Source organism: Kitasatospora sp. NPDC059812 (genome assembly GCF_042732075.1).
In the GTDB taxonomy this organism is placed as follows: domain Bacteria; phylum Actinomycetota; class Actinomycetes; order Streptomycetales; family Streptomycetaceae; genus Kitasatospora.
Map to the genome: position 1 here is coordinate 93997 of NZ_JBHWIO010000013.1, position 12409 is coordinate 106405.

The following is a 12409-nucleotide window of genomic DNA, read 5'->3' on the forward strand; positions in this document are numbered from 1 at the left end:
GTTGGGTGGTGACTATCGGAATGCTGCTGTGCATTCGTTGTGGTCGAAACGAACTAGTCATGGACATGTTGTTTGTGGTGTCCCCGTCTTCCCCCTCCCGCGAGAGGGGTTGGGGAGTGCACTGATCGTCTCTGTCGACCGTCGCCACCGTCCACAGAGCCGTGGTGTCATCTCGATGCCTGGCAGAGAGATGACGCACTGGGGTAGCAGGCCCCCTGGCTTCCGGCATGGGCTTGCGGCATTATGTGGCAGGTTGTTCGAAACAATGGCTGGGTACCCGCGCCAAGTCTTAAACAAAGAGAGGGGGCACCATGTCTCGGATACGCCGGGTGGTGCGATTTGTCCTGGTTCCAGTCGTTGTGGGTCTGGCGCTTTTCATCGGGAGCGGTTCGAGCCCGGCTGACGACACGATCTGGAACATCGGGGTTTCCCACGATGCGGCAGCGCCTCAGACCATGGCGCTGGCCAATGACACGATCTGGAACTGAGACCGCCGCGACGCTTGGTCAGTGATAGCTGTCGGAGTCGGTCGGAATGCTGTTCCGGGCCAATGCGTACCCGAGTTGGAACAGCGACTCGACATTGTGCTCGTCGCGCATCTCGGCCAGGTGCCGCGCGAGCGTCCGTTCGCTGATGCCGAGTCTGCGGGCGATCACCCGGTGGTTCACGCCTTCGAGCATGAGGTCGATGATCGTCTGCCGCATCCCGGAGACCACCTGCTGCGGAACGGCGCGCGCGCCGTCGAAGTCCAGCGCCCGGCTCCAGTTCCGCTCGAAGATCTCGCTGATCAGGTAGCTGATGACGGCCCGGTCGTGCACGAAGGCGGCCAGATTGAGGTCCTCGGCGATGGGGATGACCGCGATTCGGCGATCGATGACGATCAATCGCGTGTAGGGCTCCTCCAGCGTCCGGAACCGTCCGCCGGCCTTGGTTATCGTGGCCACGTACTCCCTGGTGGGAGCGTGGTACCGGGTGCTCGGGTGGTAGATCGTCCTGAGCGTGATGCCCAGGCGGAGGGCTTCGAGGTCGCGGGCGAGGATGCCGGTGAGCGCCTCGGACGGGCGCGGCCCGCCGGGTTGGGCGGCGAGGATCTCCTCCGAGGCGCTGGCGACGATCTGCTGCACCCGCTGGTTGATCAGCACCTTTCCCCGCACGTACTCGATCGCGCCGCCGGCCTGCTCCGGTGAGTGGTAGGCGGCCGTCAGGTCGTGGAGATCGGTGGCGAGGGCCGACGCGCGGGTGAGCAGGTCGAGTGCCTGGCGCTGCCAGGTCACGGAGAGGCTCTCGGACAGCTGCTGAGGGTCGACCGCGACGAGGACACCGGGTTCGTCGGTGTCGGCGACCAGAAGGCCTATCGCCACCAACTCCTCCTGGGCCCCGCCCGCCTTGGCGAGGTCGGAGTCCTTCGGAAACCGCCCGTTCTCGCGGATGACCGCCAGATACAACTCCCGCGCTTCTTTCGAGAGGACGGAGGGCCCAATCGCGGCGGTACCGGGCTGTTCTCGTCCACTCATCTGCGGGCTCCTTGCCGTGGCCGTGTCTGCACTACCTGCCGGGCACCAATACCGGAATCGCAGTGCAGCATGCCAGATCGGGTGGCATCGGTGAGGGCGGCCAGATTTGTTCGACAGCACTCTCTCACCACGATCAAGCCGCCGGCACCCCCCGGGCGGAGGGGAGCCGGCGGCCGGAGGTGTTCAGCCAAGTCTCAGCGCTTGGGGCGCCAGACGACCAGGGCGCTGGACTGGGTGGGCGGCTGGTAGGGGACGAGGTCGCGGCGGTAGGAGGCGTGGACGGCGGCCTCGCGCTGCTGGAGGGCGCTGGTGGCGCCGTCGAGGGAGTCGACCAGTTCGCCGATGCGGGACTGGAGCGCGGTGACCTGGTTCTCCAGCTCGATGATCCGCTTGATGCCGGCCAGGTTGATGCCCTCGTCCTGGGAGAGCCGCTGGACCTCGCGCAACTGCTGGATGTCGCGCGCGGAGTAGCGGCGGCCCCGGCCGGCGGTGCGGTCGGGGCTGACCAGACCGAGGCGGTCGTACTGGCGGAGGGTCTGCGGGTGCAGGCCGGAGAGCTCGGCGGCGACGGAGATGACGTACACCGGGGTGTCCTCGGTGAGGACGTACTGCGGCGGGGCGGTGGGCCGCCGGGTGCGGCGGCCGTCGCCCGGCAGGCCGTCGCCGACGCCGACGCCGGGCAGGCCTTCACCGATGCCGGGGCCGATGGGACTGTTGGGGATCATCTGGTCATCACGCTCCCTTCGCCGCCCGGAACAGGGCGGCTCGCGGGTCGTCGGAGGCGGTGGCCTCGCGGTACTGCTCCAGGGCGTTCAGCGCGTCCCCGGTGATGTGCCGCGGCACCACGACCTCGACGGTGACGAGGAGGTCGCCGCGGGTGCCGTCCTTGCGGGTGGCGCCCTTGCCGCGGGCGCGCATGGTGAGGCCGTTGGCGCTGCCGGGGGGCAGCTTCAGCTTCACGGCCGGCCCGTTCAGCGTGGGCACCTCGATGGTGGCGCCGAGGGTGGCTTCGGGGAAGGTGACGGGGACGGTGACGGTGAGGTTGTCCCCCTTGCGCCCGAAGACGGGGTGCGGGTCGACGTGCACGGTGACGTAGAGGTCGCCGGGCTGTCCGCCGCGTTCGCCCTGGGCGCCCTTGCCCTTGAGCCGGATGCGCTGGGCGTCCTGGACGCCGGCCGGGATACGGACCTGCATGGTGTGGGCGGAGCTGGCCCGGCCGCTGCCGTGGCAGTCGACGCACGGGTCGTCGACGATCATGCCGCGCCCGCGGCAGTCCTTGCACGGCTCGGAGAGCGCGAACGCGCCCTGGCCGCGGCTGACGGTGCCGGCGCCGACGCAGGTCGGGCAGACCCGCGGGGTGGTGCCGGACTTGGCGCCGGTGCCGTTGCAGGTGCGGCAGGGGGCCTGGCTGGTCATCCGCAGCGGGACGGTCGCACCGTCGACGGCCTCGTCGAAGGCGAGGGTCACCTCGGTCTCGACGTCGGCGCCGCGCCGGGGCTGGGCCTGCCGGCCGCCGCTGCGGTTGAAGAGTCCGCCGAAGACGTCGCCGAGCCCGCCGCTGCCGGTGTTCTGGCTGCCGCTGAAGAGGTCGCCGAAGTCGAAGCTGTAGCTGCCGTTGCCCTGGCCGGGGCCGCCGGCCCGGAAGCCGCCGTTGGCGAAGAGGCTGCGGGCCTCGTCGTACTCCTTGCGGCGCTTCTCGTCGGACAGGACGTCGTAGGCCTCGGAGATGTCCTTGAAGCGGTCCTCGGCCTTGGCGTCGCCCTTGTTGGCGTCCGGGTGGAACTCGCGCGCGAGCTTGCGGTAGGTCTTCTTGATCTCGGCGGCGGTGGCGTCCTTGGGCACGCCGAGGACCTTGTAGTAGTCCTTCTCCACGTAGTCCTTGCCACTCATGCGTCCACCTCGCTCCGCTCGGCAGCTGCTCCGCGCAACACGCGCCTTTCAACGATTCGCTCGCTGCGCTTGCTCATAGCTGCCGCCACCTCCCGATGTCCATCCTCGCTGCGCTGTCAACAGCCGCTCCACCGGGCGCTGTTGACAGCGCGCTGCGGAGTCGGCCGCCGTTCTGGCCGGCGTACGACTCCGCAGCGCACTGGTTGTCAGCTGTCACAGGTTGTCAGCTGTCCGAACCACCGTCGGACTTGTCCGCGTCCCCGGACTTCGCCTCGCCGTCGGGCGCGGCCGTGGTCTGGGTGCCCGGCTGGGGCTCCGCGACGGCGACCATGGCGGGGCGGATGATCCGCTCGCCGATGCGGTAGCCGGGCTGGAGGATCTGCACGCAGGTGTCCTCGGTGACGTCCGAGGAGTAGCTGTGCATCAGCGCCTCGTGCATGGTCGGGTCGAAGGGCTCGCCCTCCTTACCGAACTGCTGGAGGCCCAGCTTGGCGACGACCGTCTCCAGGGACTCGGCGACGGACTTGAAGCCGCCGGTGACCTCGCCGTGCTCGCGGGCGCGGCCGATGTCGTCGAGCACCGGGATCAGGGACTCCAGGATGTTGGAGACCGCGATCTCGCGGACCGTCAGCCGGTCGCGCTCGACCCGCTTGCGGTAGTTCTGGTACTCGGCCTGCAGACGCTGCAGGTCGGCGGTGCGCTCGGCCGACTCCCGCTTGGCAGTGGCGAGTTCGTCGGAGCCAGCACCGGAGCCGGAGTCGGCGGCGCCGGCTGCGGCGGCCTCCTCGGCGGCCTTGATCACAGCCTCGTCGGCGGCGGAGTCGTCGCCGGGCTTGCCGCCCTGCGGCTTGTCCGTCATGCCGCACCGCCCTTGGGCTTCTCGTCGTCCACGATCTCGGCGTCGACGACGTCGTCGTCCTTGGCCTGGGCGGACTCGCCGGCCGGGGCGGCGGCGTCGGCGTTGGCGTACAGCGCCTGGCCGAGCTTCTGCGCGGTGGTGGAGACCTTCTCCGAGGCTTCGCGGATCTTCGCGATGTCCTCGCCCTTCAGGGCCTCCTTGAGCTCGCCGATGGCGGTCTCGACCTCGGCCTTGACGTCGGCGGGGAGCTTGTCGGTGTTGTCCGCGATGAACTTCTCGGTCGAGTAGACGAGCTGCTCGGCGGAGTTGCGGGTCTCGACGGACTCGCGGCGCTTGTGGTCCTCCTCCGCGTACTGCTCGGCCTCGCGCATCATGCGCTCGATGTCGTCCTTCGGCAGCGCGGAGCCGCCGGTGACGGTCATCTTCTGCTCCTTGCCGGTGCCGAGGTCCTTCGCGCCGACGTGCATGATGCCGTTGGCGTCGATGTCGAAGGTGACCTCGATCTGCGGCAGGCCGCGCGGCGCCGGCGGCAGGCCGGTCAGCTCGAACATGCCCAGCTTCTTGTTGTACGCCGCGATCTCGCGCTCGCCCTGGTAGACCTGGATCTGCACGGACGGCTGGTTGTCCTCGGCCGTGGTGAAGATCTCGGAGCGCTTGGTCGGGATCGTGGTGTTGCGCTCGATCAGCTTGGTCATGATGCCGCCCTTGGTCTCGATGCCGAGGGACAGCGGGGTGACGTCGAGCAGCAGGACGTCCTTGACCTCGCCCTTGAGGACACCGGCCTGGAGCGCGGCGCCGATGGCGACGACCTCGTCCGGGTTGACGCCCTTGTTGGCGTCCTTGCCGCCGGTCAGCTCGCGGACGAGCTCGGCGACGGCGGGCATACGGGTCGAGCCGCCGACCAGGACGACGTGGTCGATCTCGGAGAGCGAGATGCCGGCGTCCTTGATCACGTTGTGGAACGGGACCTTGCAGCGCTCCAGCAGGTCGGAGGTGAGCTGCTGGAACTGGGCGCGGGTGAGCTTCTCGTCCAGGTGCAGCGGGCCCTCGGCGGAGGCCGTGATGTAGGGCAGGTTGATCGAGGTCTCGGAGGACGAGGACAGCTCGATCTTGGCCTTCTCGGCGGCCTCGCGCAGACGCTGCAGGGCCATCTTGTCCTTGGACAGGTCGACGCCGTGGCCGGCCTGGAAGACCTTGACCAGGTGGTCGACGACCTTCTGGTCCCAGTCGTCACCACCGAGGTGGTTGTCACCGTTGGTGGCCTTCACCTCGACGACCCCGTCGCCGATCTCCAGCAGGGAGACGTCGAAGGTGCCGCCGCCGAGGTCGAAGACCAGAATGGTCTGGTCGTCCTTGTCGAGGCCGTAGGCCAGGGCGGCCGCGGTCGGCTCGTTGACGATGCGCAGGACGTTGAGGCCCGCGATCTCACCGGCCTCCTTGGTGGCCTGGCGCTCGGAGTCGGAGAAGTACGCCGGGACGGTGATGACGGCGTCGGTGACGGTCTCACCCAGGTAGGCCTCGGCGTCCCGCTTCAGCTTCTGCAGCACGAAGGCGCTGATCTGCTGCGGGTTGAAGTCCTTGCCGTCCAGGTTGATCTTCCACCCGGTGCCCATGTGGCGCTTGACCGAGCGGATGGTGCGGTCGACGTTGGTGACCGCCTGACGCTTGGCCACCTCGCCGACCAGGACCTCGCCGTTCTTCGCGAAAGCGACGACGGACGGCGTGGTCCGCGCGCCCTCGGCGTTCGTGATGACGGTGGGCTCGCCACCCTCCAGAACGCTGACGACCGAGTTCGTCGTACCGAGGTCGATGCCGACCGCGCGTGCCATCGTAAATACCTCCACGGAAGAGTTGAGCTTTACAGGCTCAAGGATGCACGACCGGGTGGGTGCCGTCAACAGGGATGAGTCGCTGCCGCTCAACTTTGCTGAGCGGTCCGCCCCCCCCGCGGCCGCGGCGACTGCCCGTGGCCTCGGTCGTGGCCGTGGTCATGGCCGTGGCGCGTGTGGTGCCACGTGACTGCCGCCATAGCTTGGGAACCTTCTGGAGGACTGGTGGCGGGCGGTAATGTCCGGGCCGTCGGCCCGGCAAGTTACCGACGAGTACAATTCGTTCCACGCAAGACCGTTCAAAGACCGCTCAACAGCAAGCCGCAGGAGACGGAGAGCCGATGCAGCTAGCAGCGATCGTCATCTCGCTGGTCACATTCGTGATCGGCACCGCGCTCGCCGCCCGTGCGGCGCTGTACATCTACAAAGTGGTGCGGACCGGCCAGCCGGACCCCACCCGCTTCGGCCGGCCCGCCCAGCGGGTGAGGACCGTCGCGGTCGAGTTCATCGGCCACACCCGGATGAACCGCTGGGGGATCGTGGGCATCGCCCACTGGTTCGTCGCCGTCGGCTTCTTCAGCCTGGTGCTGACCATCGTCAACGCCTTCGGCCAGCTCTTCGACGCCGAGTTCGCGCTGCCGATCATCGGCCACTGGATGCTCTGGCAGCTCTTCGTCGAGCTCGTCGGCACCCTCACCACGCTGGGCATCGCGACGCTGATCGTGATCCGGCTGCTCAGCCTGCCGTCCCGGTCCGGCCGCAAGTCCCGCTTCGCCGGCTCGATCGCCTGGCAGGCCTTCTACGTCGAGTACACGATCCTCGGCATCGGCCTGTGCATCCTGATGCTGCGCGCCCTGGAGGGCGCCCTCAACGGCGTCGACTCGTACGGGCCCGAGCACCTGGTGTCGTACCCGCTGGTCTCCGCCCTCAGCGGCCTGTCGCACGGCACGCTGGAGAACCTGATCTACCTCTTCGCGATGCTGAAGATCTGCATCTCGTTCGCGTGGGCGACCACCATCGGCATCAACCCCTCGATGGGCGTGGCCTGGCACCGCTTCCTCGGCTTCTTCAACATCTACTTCAAGCGCGAGGAGGACGGCGGCACCGCGCTCGGCGCCCTGCGCCCGATGACCAGCGGCGGCCAGCCGATCGACTTCGAGGACCCGGCCGACGACGCCGTCTTCGGCGTCTCCCAGGTCGAGCACTTCTCCTGGAAGGGCATCCTCGACTTCTCCACCTGCACCGAGTGCGGCCGCTGCCAGTCGCAGTGCCCGGCCTGGAACACCGGCAAGCCGCTCTCGCCGAAGCTGCTGATCATGAGCCTGCGCGAGCACGCCTTCGGCAAGGCGCCCTACCTGCTGGCCGGTGGCGGCAAGGACATGGAGGGCGAGGAGAAGGCCACCGCCGAGCAGCTCAAGGACGTCCCGGCGGCCGCCCTGGCCGAGGCCGAGCGCCCGCTGATCGGCACCGCGGAGGAGAACGGCGTCATCGACCCGGACGTCCTGTGGTCCTGCACCACCTGCGGCGCCTGCGTCGAGCAGTGCCCGGTGGACATCGAGCACATCGACCACATCGTCGACATGCGCCGCTACCAGGTGATGATCGAGTCCTCGTTCCCGACCGAGGCCGGGACGATGCTCAAGAACCTGGAGAACAAGGGCAACCCGTGGGGCATGGCCACCAAGGCCCGCCTGGACTGGGTCAAGGAGCTCAAGAAGGAGACCGGCATCGAGGTGCCGGTGATCGGCGAGGACATCGACCCCGCCGAGGTCGAGTACCTCTACTGGGTCGGCTGCGCGGGCGCCCTGGAGGACCGCGCCAAGAAGACCACCAAGGCCTTCGCCGAACTGCTGCACACCGCGGGCGTGAAGTTCGCCATCCTCGGCAAGGAGGAGTCCTGCACCGGTGACTCCGCCCGCCGGCTGGGCAACGAGTTCCTCTTCCAGATGCTCGGCGCGCAGAACGTCGAGACGCTGAACGCGGCCCTGGAGGACGCGCCGGTCAAGCGGATCGTCGCCACCTGCCCGCACTGCTTCAACACCATCGCCAACGAGTACCCGCAGCTGGGCGGCCACTTCGAGGTCATCCACCACACCCAGCTGCTGCAGCACCTGATCGACGAGGGCAAGCTCGTCCCGGTCAACCCGGTCGAGGGCCTGATCACCTACCACGACCCCTGCTACCTGGGCCGCCACAACAAGGTCTACAGCCCGCCGCGCGAGATCATGGACAAGGTCCCCGGTCTGCGCCAGCAGGAGATGCACCGGCACAAGGAGCGCGGCTTCTGCTGCGGCGCCGGCGGTGCCCGGATGTGGATGGAGGAGCGCATCGGCAAGCGGATCAACACCGAGCGCGTGGACGAGGCGCTGTCCCTCAACCCGGACATCGTCTCCACCGCCTGCCCGTTCTGCCTGGTGATGCTCTCCGACTCGGTCAACGGCAAGAAGAACGAGGGCGCCGCCAAGGAGCACCTGAAGGTGGTCGACGTCGCCCAGCTGCTGCTCGACTCGGTGAAGGCGACCCCGCAGGCCGGCGCCGAGGAGCCTGCGACGGTGGACGCGTAGCGTCCTCTGTTCGACAGTTCTGCTACAACTGCCCGGCCCGGTGGTCGCCGCGAGAGCGCCCGCCGGGCCGGGCTTTTGGGGGGCCGGGACGGGCCGGACCGGGGGTGGATCCGGGGCGGGACCCGTAGGGGAGTGGTGCCAATCGCACGGCCGCCTGAGTGTCCGCCCGTTGGGAGGAAATACAGTAGGCGGCAGACCGGCCTCGCGCCGGTCGACCCGTTCCGGACGGCCGGACGGGTCCAGACCACCGACGGAGGTATCGGCCCGCCGGGCCGGGGCCGCAGAGCACAAGGGGAACAGCGCAGACCATGACCGAGGCGATCATGCTGGTCGGTGGTAAGGGCACGCGACTGCGTCCGCTGACCACCCACACCCCCAAGCCCATGCTGCCGGTGGCGGGCGTCCCCTTCATCGCCCACCAGCTGGCCCGCGCGGCCGCCGCCGGCGTCACCCGCGTCGTGCTGGCCACCTCGTACCTGGCCGAGGTCTTCGAGGACCACTTCCAGGACGGCACCCCGTACGGCATCGAGCTGGTCTACCTGACCGAACGCGAGCCGCTGGGCACCGGCGGCGCGATCCGCAACGCGGCGTCCGGGCTGACCTGTGGCCCCGACGAGCCCGTGCTGGTCTTCAACGGCGACATCCTCTCCGGCGTCGACATCGCCGCCCTGCGCGACGGCCACGTGGCCGCCGGGGCCGACGTCACCCTGCACCTCACCCGGGTCGAGGACCCGCGCGCCTTCGGCCTCGTCCCGACCGACGCGAACGGGCGGGTGCTGGAGTTCCTGGAGAAGCCGGAGACGCCCGAGCAGATCGTCACCGACCAGATCAACGCCGGCTGCTACGTCTTCACCCGGTCCGTCATCGACCGCATCCCGGCCGGCCGCGAGGTGTCCGTCGAACGCGAGACCTTCCCCGAGCTGCTGGCCACCGGCGCGCTGCTGCGCGGCGTCGTCGACACCTCGTACTGGCTCGACCTCGGCACCCCGGCCGCGTTCGTCCGCGGCTCGGCCGACCTGGTGCTCGGCAAGGTCGACTCCCCGGCCGTCCCCGGCCCGACCGGCGACGCCCTGCTGCTGCCCGGCGCCACCGTCCACCCCGGCGCGGTGCTCAGCGGCGGCACCGTGGTCTCCGCGAACGCGGTGGTCGAGGCCGGCGCGATCGTCGAGGGCAGCGTGATCCTGCCGGGTGCGGTGGTCGGCCCGGAGACCCTGGTCAAGGACTCCATCGTGGGCGCCTTCGCCACCGTCGGCGCCCGCTCGGCGCTGGACGGCGCGGTGATCGGCGACGGCGCGATCGTCGAATCCGACAACGAGCTGCCGAACGGCATCCGGATCGCCTGCGGCACCCTGCTGCCGGTCGGCGCGGTCCGCACCTCGGCCGGCCCGGGCGGCTGCCCGGCCGGCACCGCCGCGGCCGCCGCGGTGCACGGGCCCTCGGTCAGCGCGCAGCGGTAGGACCCGGGCCGGGCCGGGCCGCTGGCGCCGTCGGCGGCAGGATTTCGGCCGCGTTCGTCTCAGGCTCGCTGCAAACCGGCCCCGGCTCCGTCCAGGCCCCACGCGGATTGGGCCGGACGGGTACCGTCAGAGCGTGGCTGGTAATCGATACGACAGCGGGCAGGGCGCCGACCCCCACGGCGGGTGGGCGCCCCCTCCGCCGCCGGCGGGGCCCGGGGGGCACGGGCAGACGGACGGGCCGGAGTACTTCACGGCCCCGCACCGGGGCGTGGCCGACGGCCCCGACGGCACGCCCGGAGGCCCCGGCGCCCCGGGCCCGCAGGGCGGCTACGACCCGTACGCCGCCGACCGGCCCGGCGGCACCCGGGCCTTCCCGACCGGCGACCCGTACGCGCAGGAGCCGCCCCACCACGGGTACTACGACCAGGGCCAGTACGGCGGGCACCCCGGGTACCCGCAGGCGGGGTACGGCGCCGAGGGCTACGACCAGGGCTACGACCAGGGCGGACACCCGCAGGGCGACGGCTACGGCCAGGACGGCTACGGGCCGCAGCAGCAGCCGCCGTACGGCCAGGACAACGTCACCGTCTACCGGGCCGGCGGCCAGTCCGCCCCGCACGTCGCCGGGCCCCGCCCGCACTGGCGCGAACTGCTCATCGGCATCTTCCGCGCCCCCACCGCGACCTTCGACCGCGCCCGCGACCACCAGGTCTGGCTGCCCGCCCTCACCGTCTCGATGCTGTACGGCGCGCTCGCGGTGCTCGGCATCGGCCTGACCCACGACGACATCGTCGACTCGACCTTCACCGTCGCGCTGACCGGCATCGCCGCCGCCGCGATCGGCTTCGCCGTGGCCGGAGCGCTGTTCGGCGGTGTCACCTACGCGCTGGCCCGCCAGCTCGGCGGGGACGGCCCGTGGAAGTCGACGGTCGGCCTGGCCGCGCTGATCGGCTGGCTGACGGACGCGCCCCGGCTGCTGCTCGACCTGGTGCTGCCCTCGGGCAGCGCGGTCGTCCAGGTCGCCGGCTGGGCCACCTGGGCGTTCTGCGCGTACCTGCTGACCAGCATGGTCCGGCGGGTGCACGACCTGCCCTGGGGCAAGGCGGCCGCCGCCTCGGCGGTGCAACTGCTCGCACTGCTGGTGCTGATCAAGCTGCCGACCCTGGGCTGACGGCCGGAGGGCACAATGGTGGACGGATCCCGGTCAGGCCGGGGCCCGTCCTCCCTCTTCACCCCCTCAGCCTTCACCCCCTCGCCCCTCACTCCCTCACCCGTTCCACGTCACCGGAGCCAGGAATGACCCTCCCCACCACGCACGTCAGCTTCCCGGCCGGGGCGGTGACCGGCGAGTCGACGGTGATCGCGGTGCACCCGCTGGGGGACGGCCGGCACGCCGTCGTGACCGGGGCCACCCCGTTCCACCCGCTCGACCACACCTGGCCCGACCAGCCCGCCGACCTCGGCACCCTCACCGTCGACGGCACCGAGCTGGCCGTCGTCGACTGCCTCACCGGCGCCGTCGGCCCGGACGGCGGAACGCCGCTGGCCGGCGCCGACATCCCGGTCCGGCGCGGCGACGAGGAGTGGTCCTGGCTGGTCCTGCACGTCGTCGACACCGACCCCGGCGACCTCGTCGGGCGCACCGCCGTCCTCACCGTCGACGCCGACCGCCGGGCCGCCCTCAGCGCCTCGCACAGCGGCTGCCACCTGCTCGCCCTCGCCCTCAACGAGGCCCTCGCGCCGCGCTGGCGCAAGGACCCGGGCCGCTCCGACGCCCTCGGCCACCCCGACTTCGACAGCCTCGCGATGGCCACCTCGGTGATGGACACCGAGGCCAGCACCGACACCTACCGGCTCGGCAAGTCGCTGAAGAAGAAGGGCTTCACGGCAGACGCCACCGACGAGCTCCCCGCCCTCGCCGACGCCCTGCCCGCCCTCACCGAGGCCGTCAACACCCGGCTCGCCGCCTGGGTCGCCGCCGACGCCCCGGTCCGCATCGAGGTCCCCGGCCCCGAGCTCACCGCCCGCCGCCAGTGGCACTGCGAGCTGCCCGAGGGCGGCGCGCAGATCTTCTGCGGCGGCACCCACCTGCACCACCTCGGCGAACTCGCCGAACTCCGCACCGAACTGCGGCTCTCCGAGGACGGCACCGAACTGGTCGCCGTCACCCGCCCCAAGCGGGCCTGAGCACGCGGGAAACGCGACGGGGGGGGGCGCCCGCCCGCGCGCTGGGCGCCGAGGTCCGCGCCCCGCGCGGCGGCCTCCTCCCCCGCCGCCCACACCCCCGGCGGCGCGC

8 protein-coding genes and 1 pseudogene are annotated in these 12409 nt (G+C 70.6%); 4 read left to right on the forward strand and 5 right to left on the reverse strand.

Features of this window, described 5'->3' with window-relative positions; all coding sequences use genetic code 11:
• Positions 1 to 506: 506 nt before the first annotated feature.
• From ACFV6D_RS09905 to dnaK, 5 genes are all read right to left on the reverse strand, one after another.
• Positions 507 to 1514: a helix-turn-helix domain-containing protein gene (locus tag ACFV6D_RS09905; protein ID WP_063348540.1), complete on the reverse strand. Its 1008-nt coding sequence runs from the start codon at positions 1512 to 1514 to the stop codon at positions 507 to 509.
• Between the two features lie 194 nt (positions 1515 to 1708).
• Positions 1709 to 2239, reverse strand: a complete 531-nt coding sequence (locus tag ACFV6D_RS09910) for a heat shock protein transcriptional repressor HspR (RefSeq protein ID WP_380423341.1) — start codon at positions 2237 to 2239, stop codon at positions 1709 to 1711.
• Positions 2240 to 2246: 7 nt separating this feature from the next.
• The gene (gene dnaJ, locus ACFV6D_RS09915; protein WP_363368337.1) at positions 2247 to 3404 is read right to left on the reverse strand and encodes a molecular chaperone DnaJ; all 1158 of its coding nucleotides are present in this window, start codon (positions 3402 to 3404) and stop codon (positions 2247 to 2249) included.
• 223 nt (positions 3405 to 3627) lie between these two features.
• Complete coding sequence (gene grpE, locus ACFV6D_RS09920) at positions 3628 to 4263, reverse strand: nucleotide exchange factor GrpE (RefSeq protein ID WP_063348542.1); 636 nt, start codon at positions 4261 to 4263, stop codon at positions 3628 to 3630.
• The gene (gene dnaK / locus ACFV6D_RS09925) at positions 4260 to 6092 is read right to left on the reverse strand and encodes a molecular chaperone DnaK (RefSeq protein WP_063348543.1); all 1833 of its coding nucleotides are present in this window, start codon (positions 6090 to 6092) and stop codon (positions 4260 to 4262) included. The genes grpE and dnaK overlap by 4 nt, the downstream gene beginning before the upstream one ends.
• 341 nt (positions 6093 to 6433) lie before the next feature.
• Between dnaK and ACFV6D_RS09930 the strand changes: the two genes are divergently transcribed.
• The 4 genes and pseudogenes from ACFV6D_RS09930 (at position 6434) to ACFV6D_RS09945 (ending at position 12300) form a co-directional block, all read left to right on the forward strand.
• Positions 6434 to 8656 (forward strand): (Fe-S)-binding protein, encoded by a 2223-nt coding sequence (locus tag ACFV6D_RS09930; protein ID WP_380559086.1) that lies wholly within the window; start codon positions 6434 to 6436, stop codon positions 8654 to 8656.
• 308 nt (positions 8657 to 8964) lie between these two features.
• A pseudogene (locus ACFV6D_RS09935) lies at positions 8965 to 10038 on the forward strand (sugar phosphate nucleotidyltransferase); the annotation flags it as partial.
• Positions 10039 to 10246: 208 nt separating this feature from the next.
• Entirely contained in the window at positions 10247 to 11284 is a 1038-nt protein-coding gene (locus ACFV6D_RS09940; protein ID WP_159398472.1) for a Yip1 family protein, read from the forward strand.
• Positions 11285 to 11409: 125 nt separating this feature from the next.
• Positions 11410 to 12300, forward strand: a complete 891-nt coding sequence (locus ACFV6D_RS09945; protein WP_380559088.1) for a metal-dependent hydrolase — start codon at positions 11410 to 11412, stop codon at positions 12298 to 12300.
• Positions 12301 to 12409: the final 109 nt, after the last annotated feature.